Annotated in this window: 15 protein-coding genes; 14 read left to right on the top strand and 1 reads right to left on the bottom strand. The window is 72.1% G+C overall.

The genetic code is table 11. The annotated features are described in order from the left end of the window. Positions 1 to 6: 6 nt before the first annotated feature. The 13 genes from IE096_RS24475 (at position 7) to IE096_RS24415 (ending at position 14,660) form a co-directional block, all read left to right on the top strand. Positions 7 to 1,701 (top strand): UDP-N-acetylmuramoyl-L-alanyl-D-glutamate--2,6-diaminopimelate ligase, encoded by a 1,695-nt coding sequence (locus IE096_RS24475; protein WP_189455226.1) that lies wholly within the window; start codon positions 7 to 9, stop codon positions 1,699 to 1,701. Between the two features lie 65 nt (positions 1,702 to 1,766). Then, the gene (locus tag IE096_RS24470; RefSeq protein ID WP_189455225.1) at positions 1,767 to 3,188 is read left to right on the top strand and encodes a UDP-N-acetylmuramoyl-tripeptide--D-alanyl-D-alanine ligase; all 1,422 of its coding nucleotides are present in this window, start codon (positions 1,767 to 1,769) and stop codon (positions 3,186 to 3,188) included. Beyond that, a complete protein-coding gene (gene mraY / locus IE096_RS24465; RefSeq protein ID WP_189455224.1) occupies positions 3,188 to 4,252 on the top strand; it encodes a phospho-N-acetylmuramoyl-pentapeptide-transferase in 1,065 nt (354 codons plus the stop codon). Before IE096_RS24470 ends, mraY begins: the two co-directional genes overlap by 1 nt. Continuing rightward, on the top strand, positions 4,234 to 5,676 hold the full coding sequence (murD, locus tag IE096_RS24460) for a UDP-N-acetylmuramoyl-L-alanine--D-glutamate ligase (protein WP_189455222.1): 1,443 nt from the start codon (positions 4,234 to 4,236) through the stop codon (positions 5,674 to 5,676). The genes mraY and murD overlap by 19 nt, the downstream gene beginning before the upstream one ends. 109 nt (positions 5,677 to 5,785) lie before the next feature. Continuing rightward, a complete protein-coding gene (ftsW, locus tag IE096_RS24455) occupies positions 5,786 to 7,171 on the top strand; it encodes a putative lipid II flippase FtsW (RefSeq protein ID WP_189455220.1) in 1,386 nt (461 codons plus the stop codon). A 6-nt stretch (positions 7,172 to 7,177) separates the two neighbouring features. Then, positions 7,178 to 8,272, top strand: coding sequence for an undecaprenyldiphospho-muramoylpentapeptide beta-N-acetylglucosaminyltransferase (gene murG / locus IE096_RS24450; protein WP_189455219.1), 1,095 nt, complete (start codon positions 7,178 to 7,180; stop codon positions 8,270 to 8,272). A 29-nt stretch (positions 8,273 to 8,301) separates the two neighbouring features. Next, complete coding sequence (locus IE096_RS24445; RefSeq protein ID WP_189455217.1) at positions 8,302 to 9,198, top strand: cell division protein FtsQ/DivIB; 897 nt, start codon at positions 8,302 to 8,304, stop codon at positions 9,196 to 9,198. A 240-nt stretch (positions 9,199 to 9,438) separates the two neighbouring features. Continuing rightward, on the top strand, positions 9,439 to 10,686 hold the full coding sequence (gene ftsZ / locus IE096_RS24440) for a cell division protein FtsZ (protein WP_189455215.1): 1,248 nt from the start codon (positions 9,439 to 9,441) through the stop codon (positions 10,684 to 10,686). 119 nt (positions 10,687 to 10,805) lie between these two features. After that, on the top strand, positions 10,806 to 11,570 hold the full coding sequence (gene pgeF, locus IE096_RS24435) for a peptidoglycan editing factor PgeF (protein WP_373298200.1): 765 nt from the start codon (positions 10,806 to 10,808) through the stop codon (positions 11,568 to 11,570). Next, positions 11,567 to 12,292 (top strand): YggS family pyridoxal phosphate-dependent enzyme, encoded by a 726-nt coding sequence (locus IE096_RS24430; RefSeq protein ID WP_189455211.1) that lies wholly within the window; start codon positions 11,567 to 11,569, stop codon positions 12,290 to 12,292. Before pgeF ends, IE096_RS24430 begins: the two co-directional genes overlap by 4 nt. Before the next feature lie 121 nt (positions 12,293 to 12,413). Further along, entirely contained in the window at positions 12,414 to 13,028 is a 615-nt protein-coding gene (locus IE096_RS24425; RefSeq protein ID WP_126913729.1) for a cell division protein SepF, read from the top strand. Between the two features lie 71 nt (positions 13,029 to 13,099). Continuing rightward, positions 13,100 to 13,384 (top strand): YggT family protein, encoded by a 285-nt coding sequence (locus IE096_RS24420; RefSeq protein ID WP_086567466.1) that lies wholly within the window; start codon positions 13,100 to 13,102, stop codon positions 13,382 to 13,384. Positions 13,385 to 13,445: 61 nt separating this feature from the next. Further along, on the top strand, positions 13,446 to 14,660 hold the full coding sequence (locus tag IE096_RS24415; protein ID WP_189455209.1) for a DivIVA domain-containing protein: 1,215 nt from the start codon (positions 13,446 to 13,448) through the stop codon (positions 14,658 to 14,660). Between the two features lie 212 nt (positions 14,661 to 14,872). On the opposite strand, the gene ileS is transcribed toward IE096_RS24415, so the two are convergent. Then, positions 14,873 to 18,010 carry an isoleucine--tRNA ligase gene (gene ileS / locus IE096_RS24410; protein WP_189455207.1) on the bottom strand — a complete coding sequence of 1,046 codons (3,138 nt, stop codon included), beginning with the start codon at positions 18,008 to 18,010 and terminating at the stop codon, positions 14,873 to 14,875. Positions 18,011 to 18,451: 441 nt separating this feature from the next. Here ileS and IE096_RS24405 point away from each other — a divergent pair, with 441 nt between their 5' ends. Further along, the gene (locus IE096_RS24405; RefSeq protein ID WP_229820569.1) at positions 18,452 to 19,885 is read left to right on the top strand and encodes a TraR/DksA family transcriptional regulator; all 1,434 of its coding nucleotides are present in this window, start codon (positions 18,452 to 18,454) and stop codon (positions 19,883 to 19,885) included. Positions 19,886 to 19,926 lie beyond the last annotated feature (41 nt).

Below are 19,926 nucleotides of genomic sequence, written 5' to 3'. Positions count from 1 at the left end.
CCGGCCGTGACGACGATCACTCCCGACCCGGGGAACCGCGGCCGGCGACGCCCCTCGCTTCGCGACGAGGCGGGTACGCCCGGTACGCTCACCGCCGTGCCCCACGCTGATCAGTCCCACACGACCTCCCAGGACGCGCCCGCCGTGTCCCCGGGAGCGCCCCGCCCCACCCGGGTCCGCCCCGTGCCCCTCGCGGAGCTGGCCGCTCAGCTGGGCATCGCCGCCCCCGAGGGCGCGTCGGCCGTCGCGGTCACCGGGATCACCCACGACTCGCGCGCCGTCCGCCCGGGCGACGTCTACGCGGCCCTGCCCGGCGCCCGCTTCCACGGCGCGGACTTCGCCGCGCAGGCCGCGGGCCTCGGTGCCGCCGCCGTGCTGACCGACCCGGCGGGCGCCGAGCGCGCCGGCGCCACCGGCCTGCCCGTGCTGACCGTCGCCGCCCCGCGCGAGCGGATGGGCGCCCTGGCCGCCACGATCTACGGCGAGCCCGCCCGCGAGCTGCTGACCGTCGGCATCACCGGCACCTCCGGCAAGACCACCACCGCCTACCTGATCGAGGGCGGCCTGCGCGCCATGGGCGGCCCCACCGGCCTGATCGGCACGGTGGAGTCCCGGATCGGCGACGAGCGGGTCAAGTCGGAGCGCACCACCCCCGAGGCCACCGACCTCCAGGCGCTGTTCGCGGTGATGCGCGAGCGCGGCGTCCGCTCGGTCGCCATGGAGGTCTCCAGCCACGCCCTGCGCCTGGGCCGCGTCGACGGCTGCGTCTTCGACGTCGCCGTCTTCAACAACCTCAGCCCCGAGCACATGGAGTTCCACTCGGGCATGGAGGACTACTTCTCCGCCAAGGCGGAGCTGTTCACCAAGGAGCGCAGCCGCCTCGGCGTGGTCAACGCCGACGACGAGTACGGCCGCCGCCTCGCCGCGGGCGAGGCCGAGGTCCCGGTGATCACCTTCTCCGCCGAGGGCCGCGCGGACGCCGACTGGCGCGCCGCCGACGTCGAGATCGGCCCGTTCGACTCCACGTTCACCGTGCTCGGCCCCGAGGGCGTCTCCGCGACGGCCCGGGCGCCGCTCGCCGGCCCGTTCAACGTCGCCAACGCCCTGGCCGCGATCGTCGCGCTCGTCGCCGCGGGCGCGGAGCCGCAGGTCGCCGCCGACAGCGTCGCGGCCGTCCCCGGCGTCCCCGGCCGGCTGGAGCGCGTGGACGCCGGCCAGCCCTACCTGGCCGTCGTCGACTACGCCCACAAGACGGACGCCGTCGAATCGGTTCTCCGCGCCCTGCGCGCGGTCGGCAGCGGCCGGGTCCACGCCGTGCTCGGCTGCGGCGGCGACCGCGACACCACCAAGCGCGCCCCCATGGGCCGCGCGCTGGCCCGCCTCGCCGACACGGCCGTACTGACCTCCGACAACCCCCGCTCCGAGGATCCCCTCGCGATCCTCGCCACCATGCTCGCGGGCGCCGCCGAGGTGCCCGCCGCCGAGCGCGGCACCGTCCTCCTGATGGAGGACCGCGCCGCCGCCATCGCCGCCGCCGTCGCCCGCGCCGAACCCGGCGACACCGTCCTGGTCCTGGGCAAGGGCCACGAACAGGGCCAGGACATCGCCGGAGTGGTACGCCCCTTCGACGACCGCCAGGTGCTGCGCGAGGCCATCGAGCACCGTGAAGCGGCCATCACGCACCGGAACGACCAGGGATGACCAACCGCCATGCGCGCACAACCCTCCCCCCGGCAGCTCCTCCGAACGGCAGGAGGTGACCTCCGGTGATCGCACTCTCCCTCGCCGAGGTCGCCGCGATCGTCGGCGGACAGCAGCACGACATACCGGACCCGGGGCTCATCGCCACCGGCCCGGTCGTGATCGACTCCCGTGAGGTGCGGCCCGGCAGCCTCTTCGCCGCGCTGCCCGGCGACCGCGTCGACGGCCACGACTACGCCGAGCGCGCCATCGCCTCCGGCGCGGCCGCCGTACTGGCCGCCCGTCCCGTCGGCGTACCCGCGATCGTCGTCCCCGACGTCGTCGAGGCGCTGGGCACCCTCGCCCGCGCCGTCGTGGAGCGGCTCGGCACCACCGTCGTCGGGCTCACCGGCTCGGCCGGCAAGACCAGCACCAAGGACCTGATCGCCCAGCTGCTGGAGCGCCTCGGCCCCACCGTGTGGACGCCCGGCAACTTCAACAACGAGATCGGCCTGCCGGTCACGGCCCTGATGGCCGACGAGGACACCCGTCACCTCGTCCTGGAGATGGGCGCCCGCGGCATCGGGCACATCCGCTACCTCGCCGGGCTCACCCCGCCGCGCGTCGGCCTCGTCCTCAACGTCGGCACCGCCCACATCGGCGAGTTCGGCGGCCGCGAGGCGATCGCCGAGGCCAAGGGCGAGCTGGTCGAGGTGCTGCCCGCCGCCGCCGAGGGCGGCGTCGCCGTGCTCAACGCCGACGACCTCCTCGTGCGCGCCATGAGCGCCCGCACCAAGGCCCGGGTGGTCCTCTTCGGCGAGTCCCCGGACGCGGACGTCCGTGCCGAGAACGTCCGGCTCGACGACTTCGGCCGGCCCTCCTTCACGCTTCACACACCCACCGGGTGCGCCGACGTGACCATGCGGCTGTACGGTGAGCACCACGTGTCGAACGCGCTCGCCGCGGCCGCCGTCGCCCATGAGCTGGGCATGCCCGTAGCGGAGATCGCCGCCGCGCTCTCCGGGGCCGGTCAGCTCTCCCGCTGGCGCATGGAGGTCACCGAGCGCGCGGACGGCGTGACGATCGTCAACGACGCCTACAACGCGAACCCCGAATCCATGCGAGCGGCGCTGCGCGCGCTGGCCGCGATGGGCGAAGCCGCCCGGGCTAGGGGTGGACGGACGTGGGCAGTACTCGGTCGGATGGCCGAGCTGGGCGAGGAGTCACTCGCCGAGCACGACGCGGTCGGACGGCTGGTCGTCCGGCTCAATGTCGGCAAGCTCGTGGCAGTCGGGGGCAGGGAAGCGGCCTGGTTGCAGATGGGCGCCTATAACGAGGGTTCGTGGGGTGAGGAGTCGGTGCACGTGTCCGACGCGCAGGCGGCCGTCGACCTGTTGCGCAGTGAGCTGCGCCCGGGAGACGTCGTGCTGTTGAAGGCGTCCCGGTCGGCGGGGCTGGAGCGGGTGGCCGAGGCGCTGCTCGCGGTCGACGGCGAGGTCGCCGGCTGATGAACCAGATCCTCTTCGCGGGTGTCATCGGTCTGTTCCTGACCCTCATCGGCACCCCGCTGCTGATCAAGTTCCTCGCCCGCAAGGGCTACGGCCAGTTCATCCGTGACGACGGCCCGCGCGGCCACGCCGGGAAGAAGGGCACGCCCACCATGGGTGGCATCGCCTTCATCCTGGCCACGCTGATCGCGTACGCCGTCACCAAGGTGATCACCAGCAAGGCGCCCACGACCTCGGGCCTGCTGGTGCTCTTCCTGACCGCCGGCATGGGCCTGGTCGGCTTCCTCGACGACTACATCAAGATCGTCAAGCAGCGCAGCCTCGGTCTGCGCGCCAAGGCGAAGATGGCCGGCCAGCTGATCGTCGGCATCGCCTTCGCCGTCCTCGCGCTGCAGTTCGCCGACACCCGGGGCCAGACCCCGGCGTCCACGCGGCTGTCCTTCACCCAGGACTTCGGCTGGTCCGTCGGCCCCGTGATCTTCGTGATCTGGGCGCTGTTCATGATCCTCGCGATGTCGAACGGCGTGAACCTCACCGACGGCCTCGACGGCCTGGCCACCGGCGCCTCCGTGATGGTCTTCGGCGCCTACGTCTTCATCGGCACCTGGCAGCACGGCCAGTGGTGCGGCAACTCGCTCACCGCCGGCGCCGCCTGTTACGAGGTGCGCGACCCGCTCGACCTCGCCGTGGTCGCCTCGGCCCTGATGGGCTCCTGCTTCGGCTTCCTGTGGTGGAACACCTCGCCCGCCAAGATCTTCATGGGCGACACCGGCTCGCTCGCCCTCGGCGGCGCCCTCGCGGGCCTGGCGATCTGCTCCCGCACGGAGCTGCTGCTCGCCCTCCTCGGCGGTCTGTTCGTCCTCATCACCATGTCCGTGGTGATCCAGGTCGGCTCGTTCCGCCTCACCGGGAAGCGCGTCTTCCGGATGGCCCCGCTCCAGCACCACTTCGAGCTCAAGGGGTGGAGCGAGGTCCTTGTGGTGGTCCGCTTCTGGATCATCCAGGGCCTGTGCGTGGCCGTCGGACTCGGAATCTTCTACGCCGGATGGTTGGCCATCAAGTGAGTACCGCGGAGTTCAGCGGCAAGCGCGTCACCGTCGCCGGCCTCGGGGTGAGCGGCGTCAGCGCCGCCCGCGCCCTGGCCGGCCTCGGCGCGAGCGTGACCGTCGTCGACGGCGGCGACAGCGAGGCCCTGCGCGAGCGCGCCGCCTCCCTTCAGGCCGCCGGGATCGCCGTCCGCCTCGGCGACGCGGACACCCTGCCCGAGGGCACCGACCTCGTCGTCACCTCGCCCGGCTGGCGGCCCGACAGCCCGCTCTTCGCGGCCGCCGCCGAGGCGGGCGTGGACGTCGTCGGCGACGTCGAGATCGCCTGGCGGCTGCGCGGCCCCGACGCCGCGCCCTGGCTGGCGGTCACCGGCACCAACGGCAAGACCACCACCGTGCAGATGCTCGCCTCCATCCTGAGGGCCGCGGGTCTCCGCACGGCCGCCGTGGGCAACATCGGCACCCCGATCATCGACGTGGTGCTCGGCGACGAGCCCCACGACGTGCTCGCCGTCGAGCTCTCCAGCTACCAGCTGCACTGGGCGCCCTCGCTGCGCGCCCACTCCGCGGCCGTGCTCAACCTCGCCCCCGACCACCTCGACTGGCACGGCTCCATGCGCGCCTACGCCGCCGACAAGGGCCGGATCTACGAGGGCAACACGATCGCCTGCGTCTACAACGTCGAGGACCCGCGCACCGAGCGCCTGGTGGAGCAGGCCGACGTCGAGGAGGGCTGCCGCGCCATCGGCTTCACCCTCGGCGCCCCCGGCCCCTCCATGCTCGGCGTCGTCGAGGGCCTGCTCGTCGACCGCGCCTTCGTGGAGAACCGCCACCAGCAGGCCCAGGAGCTCGCCGAGGTCTCCGACGTCCACCCGCCGGCGCCGCACAACATCGCCAACGCCCTGGCGGCCGCCGCCCTGGCCCGCGCCTTCGGCGTCGACGCCCGGGCCGTCCGCGACGGCCTGCGCGCCTTCCGGCCCGACGCCCACCGCATCGCCCACGTCGCCGATGTCGACGGCGTCGCCTACGTGGACGACTCCAAGGCCACCAACACCCACGCCGCCCAGGCGTCCCTCGCGGCGTACGAGTCGATCGTGTGGATCGCAGGCGGCCTGGCCAAGGGTGCCACCTTCGACGATCTGGTCGCCTCCGCCGCGAAGCGGCTGCGCGGAGCCGTCCTGATCGGGGCCGACCGGGCGCTGATCAGGGAAGCCCTGGCGCGACACGCCCCGGATGTGCCGGTGGTGGACCTCGACCGGACCGACACTGGGGCGATGGCCGAGGCGGTCCGCGAGGCGGCGCGGCTCGCCGGCCCGGGGGACACCGTCCTCATGGCCCCGGCCTGTGCGTCGATGGACATGTTCACCAACTACAACGAGCGCGGCGAGGCCTTCGCCGAGGCGGTGCGGGCCCTGACCGCCGGCCGCGGCACGGACGCTTAGCCCGCCGGTCCCCGCGGCCGGGCGCCGCGCCCGTCAGGAACCGACGAGCGCGGCGATCCGGCCCCGGCGACACGGCCGGACGCCGCGGGAGACCGAAGGGGCGACCCGGATGCACGCGGACGACATGCTGACGCCGGCCGGCGTGTGGCGGGCCCTGCGCGGGCCCGCGGCGGGCTCCCGGTCCGTACGGGCGCCCCGCCCCGCCGCCCGTGGCGGGTCCGGGCGCGCTCCCGCGCCCCGGCGGCCCCCCGGCGGCCGGGGCGGCGGCCTGCGGGGCCTCCACGCCCGCGCCAGGCGCGCCTGGGACCGGCCGCTGACCGCGTACTACCTGGTGCTCGGCGGCTCCCTGCTGATCACCGTGCTCGGCCTGGTGATGGTCTACTCCGCCTCCCAGATCAAGGCCCTCCAGAACGGCCTCGCCCCCAGCTACTTCTTCCGCAAACAGCTGCTGGCCGCCGCCATCGGCACCGTCCTGCTGCTCGCGGCCGCCCGCACCCCGGTCCGGCTGCTGCGCGCCTTGGCCTACCCGCTGCTGGCCGTCTCGGTCTTCCTGCTCTGCCTGGTCCAGGTGCCGGGCATCGGCGAGACCATCAACGGCAACACCAACTGGATCTCGCTCGGCGGGCCCTTCCAGATGCAGCCCAGCGAGTTCGCCAAGCTCGCGCTCGTGCTGTGGGGCGCCGACCTGCTGGCCCGCAAGCACTCCAAGAAGCTCCTCACCCAGTGGAAGCACCTGCTGGTGCCGCTGGTCCCGGTCACCTTCCTGCTGCTGGGCCTGATCATGCTCGGCGGCGACATGGGCACCACCGTGGTCCTCACCGCCGTGCTGCTCGGCCTGCTGTGGGTGGCGGGCGCCCCCACCCGGCTCTTCTCCGGGGTGTTCGGCGTCACCGCCGCCCTCGCCGTACTCTTCATCAAGACCAGTGCGAACCGGATGTCCCGGCTGGAGTGCATCGGGGCCACGGACCCGGGCGACCACGACCAGTGCTGGCAGGCCGTCCACGGCATCTACGCGCTGGCCAACGGCGGCTGGTTCGGTGCCGGACTCGGGGCGAGTGTGGAAAAATGGGGTGAACTGCCCGAGCCCCACACCGACTTCATCTTCGCGATCACCGGCGAGGAGCTGGGTCTGGCGGGGACGCTGTCGGTACTCGCCCTGTTCGCGGCTCTAGGCTATGCGGGTATCCGCGTGGCCGGACGCACGGAGGACCCCTTCGTGAGGTACGCCGCGGGAGGCGTGACCACCTGGATCACGGCCCAGGCCGTGGTCAACATCGGTGCGGTGCTCGGCCTGCTGCCGATCGCCGGTGTCCCGCTCCCGCTGTTCTCCTACGGAGGGTCAGCCCTGCTGCCGACCATGTTCGCCATCGGACTGCTCATCGCCTTCGCGCGCGACGAACCCGGTGCGCGGGCGGCGCTGGCCATGCGGCAGCCTGGGGTGAGATGGAAGACGATGAGACGGCGCGTCAAGAAGCGACCGTCCGGAGAGCGGTGAATTTCGGTGCATGTCGTACTCGCCGGCGGAGGAACCGCCGGACACATCGAGCCCGCGCTCGCCCTCGCGGACGCCCTGCGCAGGCAGGACCCGACCGTGGGGATCACAGCGCTCGGCACGGAGCGGGGCCTGGAGACCCGCCTGGTGCCCGAGCGGGGCTACGAGCTGGGGCTGATCCCCGCCGTACCGCTGCCCCGCAAGCCCACCCCGGAGCTGATCACCGTCCCCGGGCGGCTGCGCGGCACCATCAAGGCCGCCGAGCAGATCCTGGAGCGCACCAAGGCCGACTGCGTGGTCGGCTTCGGCGGCTACGTGGCGCTGCCCGGCTACCTGGCCGCCAAGCGGCGCGGCGTGCCGATCATCGTCCACGAGGCCAACGCCCGCCCCGGCCTGGCCAACAAGATCGGCTCGCGCTACGCCGCCGGCGTCGCGGTGTCCACCCCGGACAGCAAGCTGCGCAACGCCCGCTACGTGGGCATCCCGCTGCGCCGCACCATCGCGACCCTGGACCGGGCGGCCGTCCGCCCCGAGGCCCGGGCCGCCTTCGGGCTCGACCCCAACCTGCCCACGCTGCTGGTCTCCGGCGGCTCGCAGGGCGCCCGCCGGCTGAACGAGGTCGTCCAGGCCGTCGTGCCGTTCCTCCAGCGCGCGGGCATCCAGGTGCTCCACGCGGTCGGTCCGAAGAACGAACTGCCGCGCGTCGACAACATGCCCGGAATGCCGCCCTATGTCCCGGTATCGTATGTAGACCGGATGGACCTCGCGTACGCCGCGGCCGACATGATGCTCTGCCGCGCGGGCGCGATGACCGTCGCGGAGCTGTCCGCCGTCGGCCTCCCGGCGGCCTACGTCCCGCTGCCCATCGGCAACGGCGAGCAGCGGCTCAACGCCCAGCCGCTCGTCAAGGCGGGCGGCGGCCTGCTGGTCGACGACGCCGAGCTCACCCCCGAGTGGGTGACGTCCAACGTCCTTCCGGTGCTGTCCGATCCGCACCGGCTGTACGACATGTCCCGGGCCGCCGCCGAGTTCGGCCGGCGCGACGCCGACGAGCTGCTGGTCGGCATGGTGTACGAGGCGATCGCCGCACACAGAGCGGGCTGACGGCCCGTAGGAGCAGGAGGCTGGGGAGCGTGGCCGGACCGACGACCGCCCGGCGTGGGGCGGCCAAGAACGGCAAGTCCAAGTCCTCCGGGACCGCGAGGTCTTCCGGGTCCGCCGGACCGGCCGGGCGGCCCAAGCCGTCCCGGTCCCCGTCCTCCGGCACGCCCCGGCGGGGCCGCGCGCCCCGCCGGAGCGCCCCGGGCGGCCCCCGGGCCCGCCTCCGCTCCGGCGCGCGCGGACCGCTTCTCTGGGCGGTCGTCAGCCTGCTGTCCGGCGCCGCCGCCATCTGGGTGCTCTACGGCTCCGGCTGGCTGCGCGTCACCCGCGTGGAGGTCAGCGGCACCACGGTGCTGACGGCCGCACAGGTGAGCGAGGCGGCCCGGGTGCCGCTGGGCGACCCCCTGGCCTCCGTGGACACCGGCGCCATCGAGGAACGGCTGCTGACCCGGCTGAAGCGGATCGAGTCGGTGGACGTCGTACGTTCCTGGCCGCACACGATCGGTCTGAAAGTGACCGAACGCCGCCCCAAGGTCCTGCTCGAAAAGGGCGGGAAGTTTATTGAAATCGACGGCAGTGGAGTGCGGTTCGCCACAGTCGATCAAGCCGTGGCCGGGGTGCCCCGGCTCGTGGTGGAGGACTCCGGCTCGCCCGGCAACCGCCGGTTCGGCGTCGACCGGCTGGAGCGCGAGGCCGCGCGCGTCGCCGCCGACCTGCCCGCCGAGGTGCGCCGGGACACCCGCGCCATCCGGGTGCGCTCCTACGACTCCATCACCGTGGAGCTGACGGATGATCGGACGATCGCCTGGGGCAGTGGTGAGCGGGGCGAGGCGAAGGCCCGTACGCTCGTCGCGCTCCTCAAGGCGGCGGGGGGCGCGAAACACTTCGATGTGAGCGCCCCGGCGGCGCCCGCGGTGTCCGGGAGTTGACGTCGATCCCGGCTGGCCAGCACCCTGGTTGGCTACGGCTATGGGTGATCACATAGGGTGAAAAGAAAAACGGGAGGTTCGGCGTGTTCGTTGAAGCCGCGCCGCTTGTCGACTTAGTGTCCTGTTTCGGAGAACCCAGGGAACAGTGGCACCGGTAACCCTAAACTTCAACGTTAGGGTTCGGGTCGGCATTGAGAACCGCCCCCAGGCATACGTAACTCGAGGCGAGAGGCCTTCGACGTGGCAGCACCGCAGAACTACCTCGCAGTCATCAAGGTCGTCGGCATCGGCGGCGGTGGCGTGAACGCCATCAACCGGATGATCGAGGTCGGTCTCAAGGGCGTCGAGTTCATCGCGATCAACACCGATGCACAGGCCCTGCTGATGAGCGACGCCGACGTCAAGCTCGACGTCGGCCGGGAACTCACGCGTGGCCTCGGTGCCGGCGCGAACCCCGATGTCGGCCGCAAGGCGGCCGAGGACCACCGCGAGGAGATCGAGGAGGTCCTCAAGGGGGCCGACATGGTCTTCGTCACCGCCGGCGAGGGCGGCGGCACCGGCACCGGCGGCGCGCCCGTCGTGGCCAACATCGCCCGCTCGCTGGGCGCCCTGACGATCGGTGTGGTCACCCGACCCTTCACCTTCGAGGGCCGGCGCCGGGCGAACCAGGCCGAGGACGGCATCGCCAGCCTCCGCGACGAGGTGGACACGCTCATCGTCATCCCCAACGACCGGCTGCTGTCCATCTCGGACCGCCAGGTGAGCGTGCTCGACGCGTTCAAGTCGGCCGACCAGGTCCTGCTCTCCGGTGTCCAGGGCATCACCGACCTGATCACCACCCCCGGCCTGATCAACCTGGACTTCGCGGACGTCAAGTCCGTGATGTCCGAGGCGGGCTCGGCCCTGATGGGCATCGGCTCGGCCCGCGGCGACGACCGCGCCGTGGCCGCCGCCGAGATGGCGATCTCCTCGCCGCTGCTGGAGGCGTCCATCGACGGCGCCCGCGGTGTGCTGCTCTCCATCTCCGGCGGTTCCGACCTCGGTCTCTTCGAGATCAACGAGGCCGCCCAGCTGGTCAGCGAGGCCGCCCACCCCGAGGCCAACATCATCTTCGGTGCCGTCATCGACGACGCCCTGGGCGACGAGGTCCGGGTCACCGTCATCGCGGCCGGCTTCGACGGCGGCCAGCCGCCGGCCAAGGGCAGCCGCGACAAGGTGCTCGGCGGCTCCTCCTCGTACGGCTCCGGCCGCGAGGAGAGCCCGGTCGGCGCCACCGGCCGGCCGGCCCCGGCGCCGTCCGAGCCGTCCCGCCCGTCCTTCGGCGGCCTCGGCAGCGTGACCCCGCGCACCGAGGAGCCCGCGCCGGCCGAGCCGTCGCCGGTCGCCGAGGTCCCCCCGCCGCCGGTCAGCTCCCCGCAGGTGCCGCCGGCCCGGCCGTACCAGGACTCGACGGCCGAGGAACTGGACGTCCCCGACTTCCTGAAGTGACCGCACTTCACGGGAGCTCGCCCGAGGCGGCAGCGCCTCGGGCGAACCGGTCCACCGGTGACCGGCCCTGAAGCCGAACCAGCCCGAAGTGACACCGAAGAACCACTGAACGGCAGCGAGTGATAGGGCAACAGCACACAGTGCCCCCCGTAGAACACGTGGCACACGCGAGCGGCGCGCACTTCGCCTCCACCGACAGGTGGGGCGGGGTGAGCGCCGCTCCGTATGCGGAGCTCAACCTCGGCGGAGCGGTCGGCGACGACCCGGCCGCCGTGCGGACCAACCGGGCACGGGCCGCCGAGGCCCTCGGCCTCGACCCCACCGGCGTCGTCTGGATGAACCAGGTGCACGGCAAGGACGTCGCGGTCGTGGACGGACCGTGGCAAAAGGGGGAGACCCCGGCGGTGGACGCGGTGGTGACCACCCGTCGGGGCCTGGCCCTCGCGGTGCTCACCGCCGACTGCGTCCCGGTGCTCCTCGCCGACCCGGTCGCCGGGATCACGGGTGCCGCCCACGCCGGGCGCCCCGGGCTCGTCGCCGGAGTGGTCCCGGCGGTGGTGACGGAGATGCTCCGGCTCGGCGCCGAGCCGGACCGGATCCTCGCGCACATCGGCCCCTCGGTCTGCGGCGGCTGCTACGAGGTGCCCGAGGCGATGCGCGCCGAGGTCGCCGAGGCGGCGCCGGAGTCCTGGGCCACCACCCGGCGGGGCACCCCGGCGGTGGACGTGGCGAACGGGGTCGTGGCCCAGCTCGGCCGAATGGGCGTCACATCCGTGGGCAGATCGGACACCTGCACGATGGAGTCCGCCGACCACTTCTCCTACCGGCGCGAGCGGACCACGGGCCGGCTGGCCTCCTACGTATGGCTGGAGGAGCAGTCGTGACGGACCGCAAGGACCAGTTGGCCCACAACCTCGCTCGGGTGGAGGAACGTATCTCCGCCGCCTGCGCCTCGGCGGGCCGGCCGCGCGAGGAGGTGACCCTCATCGTGGTCACCAAGACCTACCCCGCGAGCGACGTCCGTCTCCTCGCGGAGCTGGGGGTCCGTCATGTAGGGGAGAACCGCGACCAGGACGCCGCCCCCAAGGCGGCGGAGTGCTCGGATCTGCCCCTTACCTGGCACTTCGTCGGACAGTTGCAGACAAACAAGGTCCGGTCGGTGGTGAATTACGCCGGTCTGGTGCACTCCATTGACCGGGACCGACTGGTCACCTCCCTGTCCCAGGCGGCCGTCCGGACCGGGCGGGAGACCGAGCTCGATTGCCTGATCCAGGTGGCGCTCGACGCGGAGTCGGGCGAGCGCGGGGCGCGGGGTGGTGTCGCGCCCGACGGCGTGGCGGCCCTGGCCGACGAGATCGCCGCGGCGGAAGGGCTGCGACCGGCGGGTTTGATGACGGTCGCTCCGCTCTCCGGCCCCTTCGCGGGCAGACCGCGGGCCGCCTTCGACCGGCTGATGGAAATCGCAACGCACCTGCGCGCGGCTCATCCGACTGCGAACATGGTGTCAGCAGGGATGAGTGCGGATCTCGAGGACGCCGTCGCGGCCGGTGCGACACATGTACGTGTCGGCTCAGCGGTACTCGGAGTCCGACCCCGGCTCGGGTAACGTCGCCAGGAAGTCGGACCACAGCAGAAAATATGGTCATTCCCGTCAAAAGGCGGGCGGACCACGTGGATCCGGGCGCCGTTGACGGAGCCGATCCACCACAGAGCGGAGGATGCGGAGAATGGCCGGCGCGATGCGCAAGATGGCGGTCTACCTCGGCCTCGTGGAGGACGATGGGTACGACGGCCCGGGGTTCGACCCCGATGACGAGTTCGAACCCGAGCCGGAGCCGGACCGGCGCCGGCAGCAGCAACACCAGGCGCACACGGCACAACAGACGCAATCGGACGAACCGGTTCGAGTCGCCCAGCCGCCCGCACAGCGTGAACCGGCTCCGCTCGTAGCGGAACCGGGACGACCCGCCCGAATCGCCCCCGTGTCGTCCATCACACCCGAACGCCACTCTCTGGAGAAGAACGCACCGGTGATCATGCCCAAGGTTGTGTCCGAGCGGGAGCCCTACCGCATCACGACATTGCACCCCCGGACCTACAACGAGGCCCGTACCATCGGGGAACACTTCCGCGAGGGCACTCCGGTGATCATGAATCTCACCGAGATGGACGACACCGACGCGAAGCGACTTGTCGACTTCGCGGCCGGTCTGGTCTTCGGACTCCACGGCAGCATCGAGCGGGTGACACAGAAGGTGTTCCTGCTGTCGCCTGCTAACGTCGATGTCACGGCGGAGGACAAGGCCCGCATCGCAGAGGGTGGGTTCTTCAACCAGAGCTGAGACGCAACACCGGGCAATCCGGACAACGGCCGGTCAGGTCGAGTACGAGCAAGGGGAGAGGGAAGCGCGAGATGGGCATCGCACAGCAGGTGATCTACATCGCGCTGTACTGCTTCCTGATCGTGCTGATCTTCCGGCTGGTGATGGACTACGTCTTCCAGTTCGCCCGCTCGTGGCAACCCGGTAAGGCGATGGTGGTCCTCCTGGAGGCCACCTACACTGTCACCGATCCGCCACTCAAGCTTCTGCGGCGGGTCATCCCGCCGCTGCGTCTCGGGGGCGTAGCGCTCGACCTGTCCTTCTTCGTACTGATGATCATCGTCTACATCCTGATCACCGTCGTGAGCCGGCTGTGAACGCGGCTGTGAACGATACGGTCTTGCCGATTGCCGACGACTACGTTGAGGTGAAGAAGAGATGCCGCTGAGCCCCGAGGACGTGCGGAACAAGCAGTTCACGACCGTCCGCCTCCGAGAAGGCTATGACGAGGACGAGGTCGACGCCTTTCTCGACGAGGTGGAGGCGGAACTGACCCGCCTGCTCCGGGAGAACGAGGACCTGCGCGCCAAGCTGGCCGCCGCGACGCGTGCCGCCGCGCAGAACCAGCAGCAGAACATGCGCAAGCCCGAGCCCCAGGACCAGCGACCCGGCGCTCCGGTGCCCGCCGCCATATCGGGCCCGCAGCCGGTACCGCCGAACCAGCAGCAGATGGGCGGCCCGCCGCAGCTTCCGGGCGGTGCCCCGCAGCTGCCGGCCGGTCCGGGCGGTCACGGCCACGGTCCCCAGGGCCCGCACGGTCCCGGCCCGATGGGACAGAACGGACCGATGGGGCAGAACGGCCCCATGGGTCAGAACGGCCCGATGGGCCAGAACGGTCCGATGGGTGGCCCGATGGGCGGACCCATGGGACAGAACGGACCGATGGGGCAGAACCCCATGGGGCAGAACGGTCCGATGGGCCAGAACCCCATGGCGCAGAACGCCCCCATGGGCGCACCGCAGCTGCCGCAGCCGGGCCAGGGTCCGGGTGGCGACAGTGCGGCCCGCGTTCTCTCGCTCGCGCAGCAGACGGCCGACCAGGCGATCGCGGAGGCCCGTTCCGAGGCCAACAAGATCGTCGGCGAGGCGCGCAGCCGCGCCGAGGGCCTGGAGCGGGACGCCCGTGCCAAGGCGGACGCCCTGGAGCGGGACGCGCAGGAGAAGCACCGCGTCGCGATGGGCTCCCTGGAGTCCGCCCGCGCCACGCTGGAGCGCAAGGTCGAGGACCTGCGCGGCTTCGAGCGCGAGTACCGCACGCGACTGAAGTCCTACCTGGAGAGCCAGCTGCGTCAGCTGGAGAACCAGGCGGACGACTCGCTGGCCCCGCCGCGCACCCCGGCCGCCGCGTCGCTGCCGCCGGCCCCCTCGATGAGCGGGTCGATGGCCTCGGCCGGCGCGGGCATGGGCGGTCACAGCATGGGCGGCAACCAGTCGATGGGCGCTCCCTCCACGGGTGCCCCGTCGTACGGCGGTCAGCAGCAGATGTCGCCGGCCATGACGCAGCCGATGGCTCCGGTGCGGCCGCAGGGGCAGCAGCCGATGCAGGCGCCTTCGCCGATGCGTGGGTTCCTCATCGATGAGGACGACAACTGACGGCTTCAGCGCCGTCGGCACACATTGGGCCGGGCCCCTGGGATCTCCCAGGGGCCCGGCCCATTTGCGCGCGCATGTGCGCGCCTTCGGCGCGTTTCCGCCCACCCGCCCGCCCGTTTGCCCACACACGTCATGACGTTTCTGGGTAAACGGGTGGGCGGGTGGGCGAAAGCCCCCGGCGCGGTAGCGCCGGGGGCTGTTCACTCGTCTGCTTACGCCTTACGAAGGCGGAACGTCAGTCCGAGCCCCTCGTCCACGAACGGCTCACCGTAAGAGCCATCCGCCTCGCCGGACGCGAAGTCCGTGGCGAGCACCTCGTCCGCGATGAGACCGGCGTGCTCGGTCAGAGCGGTCACCGTCTCCTCGTCGGCGGACTGCCAGCGCAAGGCGATCCGGTCGGCCACGTCCAGCCCGCTGTTCTTGCGCGCCTCCTGGATCAGCCGGATCGCGTCGCGGGCAAGGCCCGCGCGCCGCAGCTCGGGCGTGATCTCCAGGTCGAGCGCGACGGTCGCACCCGAGTCGGAGGCCACGGACCAGCCCTCGCGCGGGGTCTCGGTGATGATGACCTCGTCCGGAGCGAGAGCGACGGTCTCACCGTCGACGACGACCGAGGCCGTCCCCTCGCGCAGGGCCAGCGACAGCGCCGCCGCGTCGGCCGCCGCGACCGCCTTCGCCACCGCCTGGACGCCCTTGCCGAAACGCTTGCCCAGCGCACGGAAGTTCGCCTTGGCCGTGGTGTCGACCAGCGAGCCGCCGACCTCCGAGAGGGAGGCGAGCGAGGAGACGTTCAGCTCCTCGGCGATCTGGGCGCGCAGCTCCTCGCCCAGCGTCTCGAAACCGGCCGCCGCGACGAGCGCGCGCGACAGCGGCTGGCGCGTCTTGACGCCGGACTCGGCGCGCGTGGCACGACCCAGCTCGACCAGACGACGGACCAGCAGCATCTGCTGGGACAGCGCCGGGTCGATGAGGGAGGCGTCCGCGACCGGCCACGTGGAGAGGTGCACCGACTCCGGGGCCTGCGGGTCGACCGGGACGACCAGGTCCTGCCACACCCGCTCGGTGATGAACGGAGTGAGGGGGGCCATCAGCCGCGTGACGGTCTCGATGACCTCGTGCAGCGTGCGCAGCGCGGCCGCGTCGCCCTGCCAGAAGCGGCGGCGGGAGCGGCGGACGTACCAGTTGGAGAGGTCGTCGACGAAGGACGACAGGAGCTTGCCGGCACGCTGGGTGTCGTAGGCCTCCAGGGCCTGGGTGACCTGGTCGACGAGCGTGTTGAGCTCACCGAGCAGCCAACGGTCGATCAGCGGGCGGTCGGCCGCCGCCGGGTCGGCCGCGCTGGGCGCCCAGCCGGACGTCCGGGCGTACAGGGCCTGGAAGGCGACGGTGTTCCAGTAGGTGAGCAGCGTCTTCCGCACCACCTCCTGGATCGTGCCGTGGCCCACGCGACGCGCGGCCCACGGGGAGCCGCCGGCCGCCATGAACCAGCGGACGGCGTCGGCGCCGTGCTGGTCCATCAGCGGGATGGGCTGGAGGATGTTGCCCAGGTGCTTGGACATCTTCCGGCCGTCCTCGGCGAGGATGTGGCCCAGGCAGACCACGTTCTCGTACGACGACTTGTCGAAGACGAGCGTGCCGACCGCCATCAGCGTGTAGAACCAGCCACGCGTCTGGTCGATGGCCTCGGAGATGAACTGCGCCGGGTAGCGCTGCTCGAAGAGCTCCTTGTTCTTGTAGGGGTAGCCCCACTGGGCGAACGGCATGGAGCCCGAGTCGTACCAGGCGTCGATGACCTCCGGCACCCGGACGGCGGTGTGCGAGCACCCTTCGGCCGTACAGCCGAAGGTCACGTCGTCGATGTACGGACGGTGCGGGTCGAGGCCGCTCTGGTCGGTGCCGGTCAGCTCGGAGAGCTCGGCGAGCGAGCCGACGCAGGTGAGGTGGTCGTCCTCGCAGCGCCAGATGGGCAGCGGGGTGCCCCAGTAGCGGTTGCGGGACAGGGCCCAGTCGATGTTGTTGTTCAGCCAGTCGCCGAATCGGCCGTGCTTGACCGAGTCGGGGAACCAGTTGGTCTTCTCGTTCTCCTGGAGCAGCCGGTCCTTGACGGCGGTGGTGCGGATGTACCAGGACGGCTGCGCGTAGTAGAGGAGCGCGGTGTGGCAGCGCCAGCAGTGGGGGTAGCTGTGCTCGTAGGCGACGTGCTTGAAGAGCAGGCCGCGCTCGGCGAGGTCGGCGACGAGCTTCTCGTCGGCCTTCTTGAAGAACTCGCCGCCGACGAGGCCGAGGCCCTCCTCGAAGGTGCCGTCGGGACGGACCGGGTTGACGACCGGGAGGCCGTAGGCGCGGCAGGTCCTGAGGTCGTCCTCACCGAAGGCCGGGGCCTGGTGGACCAGACCGGTGCCGTCCTCGGTGGTGACGTACTCGGCGTTGACGACGAAGTGGGCGTCCTCGGGGAACTCGACCAGGTCGAACGGGCGACGGTACGCCCAGCGCTCCATCTCACGACCGCTGAAGCTTTGGCCGGTGGCCGTCCAGCCCTCGCCGAGGGCCTTCTCCAGCAGCGGCTCGGCGACGACCAGCTTCTCGGTGCCGTCGGTGGCCACGACGTAGGTGACGTCGGGGTGGGCGGCGGCCGCGGTGTTGGAGACCAGCGTCCACGGGGTGGTCGTCCACACCAGCAGAGCGGCCTCGCCGGCGAGCGGGCCGGAGGTCAGCGGGAAGCGGACGAAGACGGAGGGGTCGACGACCGTCTCGTAGCCCTGCGCGAGCTCGTGGTCGGACAGGCCGGTGCCGCAGCGGGGGCACCAGGGGGCGACGCGGTGGTCCTGGACCAGGAGGCCCTTGTTGAAGATCTCCTTCAGCGACCACCAGACGGACTGGACGTAGTCCGGGTCCATGGTGCGGTAGGCGTCGTCCAGGTCGACCCAGTAGCCCATGCGGGTGGTGAGGTCGGCGAAGGCGTCGGTGTGGCGGGTCACGGACTCGCGGCACTTGGCGTTGAACTCGGCGATGCCGTACGCCTCGATGTCCTGCTTGCCGGAGAAGCCGAGCTCCTTCTCGACGGCGAGCTCGACCGGCAGGCCGTGGCAGTCCCAGCCGGCCTTGCGGGCCACGTGGTAGCCCTGCATCGTGCGGAAGCGGGGGAAGACGTCCTTGAAGACGCGGGCTTCGATGTGGTGGGCGCCGGGCATGCCGTTGGCGGTGGGCGGGCCCTCGTAGAACACCCACTCGGGGCGGCCCTCGGACTGCTCGAGGGTACGGGCGAAGGTCTTGTGCTCGCGCCAGAAGTCGAGCACCGCGTGCTCGAGGGCGGGCAGATCGACCTGTGCGGGTACCTGGCGGTACTGCGTCATCGGCTTCCTCCGGCGGAACGTCGTCGCACTGTCCGTCGGAGGGACGAGACGCGCTGCGCGCTCCCGCGGTACCACCCTCCTTGGCCGCAGACGATCCCCGTCTCCGGCCCCCTCATTAGGGTCGCGACGCCGGTTCTACTGGCCCCCGTCGGTCCGGGGGTGTTCTTCCGGCGGCTCCGGGCTGATCTTCACCCCGCGCACACCCCCGGGCTCGCACCGTCCCCGGATCGCTGATGGCTGCGTGCGGCGCTACTGGTCCCTTCCACGCCTTTCGCTGCGCCCAGTGTACGGGGCGGACGGCGCGGCGGCCGACCGAATAAGGGGCCGGAGGCGGGGCACGGAGGGGGAGACCGGCGAGCCCCGTTGCCGAGGGGGTCCGGACGATTTATCGTTCCCGCACGATTTGCGCCCAAGATCATAAAATGTGAAGGGATCGCGGCCATGGCGGAGAAGTCGACGGCGGCGAAGTCGGCTGCGCCTGCGCTCGCGGGGGAGACGGCGGCGACGCCGCCCGCGAAGCGGGCCGCGTCATCCGGCCGGAAGGCGAACGCCGCGTCCGCGGCGGGGAAGGCCGCCAAGGCGGGGAAGGCCGCGCCTGCGAAGAAGACGGCGAAGTCGGCGAAGGCCGCGCCTGCCGAGGACACTGCGGCGCCTGCAAAGGCCGCCCCCGCGAAAAAGACCGCGCGGGCTCCGAAGACGACTCCCCCCGCGAAGGCGGCCCCGGCCGGCAAGAAGGCGACCCCGGCCAAGAAAGCCACCTCCACCGGGGAGGCGAAGGCCGCCCCGGCCAAGAAGCGCGCCTCCGGCGCGAAAGCGGCACCCGGGGCCGGGGCATCTCCTGGTGGTGAGGTCGCCCCGGCCAAGAAGGCAGCGTCCTCAGCGAAGGCGCGTGCCTCCGCGGTGAAGGCGGCTGCTGCCAAGAGCGGTGCCTCGGCCCGTGAGGCCGCTCCCGCAGACGGGACCGCCCCGGGCGGCGAGGCCGCCCCGGCGAAGGGGCGTGCTTCCGCCGCGAAGGCGGCCCCGGCCAAGAAGGCCGCGAAGGCAGCGAAGGCCGGGAAAGCCGCCCCGGCCAAGACACGCACCCCCCGTGCGAAAGCCGCGCCGGGGGCCCAGGCGCCGTCCGGCGGCGCGGCGGGCGCCGCCCCCAAGGGCGCACCCGCCGGGAAGGCGGCGGGTGCCGCCAAGGGGGGCGCCCCGGCCAAAAAGTCGGGACGCGCGGGAGAAAGCGTCGCGGCGGGGAAGACTGCCACGGTGGCCACGGCCGCGGCGGCCCGGAAGGGCGGAGCCGCCGGGGCCACCGCACCAGCGAAGAAAGGCGGCCGGGCCCGGCAGGGCGCGGCCGCCGCCGATGAGCTCGCACCGGCGGCGACGGCGGTGTCCGCTGAGGAGACGGGAGCCAGGACGGTGGCTGCGAAGAAGACCATGGGGCAGGCCGCGAAGAAGGTGCCGGGAGCCCGCACGGGCACGGGCACCGCCGCACCCGGCGAGCTCGCCGTACGGCCGGGGGAGGAGCCCTGGTCGCCGGCGGAGGTGGCCGAGGCCCGTACCGAGCTGATGGGCGAGGTGATGCGGCTGAGCGCGGAGATCGAGGCCGCCCGGGCCGCGATCAGCGGCCTGATGCGCGACTCGGGCGACGGCGCCGGCGACGACCAGGCGGACACCGGGACCAAGAACATCACCCGGGAGCACGAACTGGCCCTCGCCGCCAACGCCCGGGAGATGCTGACGCAGACCGAGCGGGCGCTGGAGCGCCTGGACGCCGGTACCTACGGCCTCTGCGACAACTGCGGCAAAGCGATCGGCAAGGCCCGTATGCAGGCATTTCCCCGGGCCACGCTGTGCGTGGAGTGCAAGCAGCGGCAGGAACGTCGCTGACCGCCCCCGCACCACGTGCCGTACCCTCGTCCTCAGCCAGC

The organism is Streptomyces abikoensis (assembly GCF_014648775.1).
GTDB classification, from domain to species: domain Bacteria; phylum Actinomycetota; class Actinomycetes; order Streptomycetales; family Streptomycetaceae; genus Streptomyces; species Streptomyces abikoensis.
The sequence above is the reverse complement of the archived record's forward strand: the minus strand, read 5'-3'. Positions and strand labels throughout refer to the sequence as shown.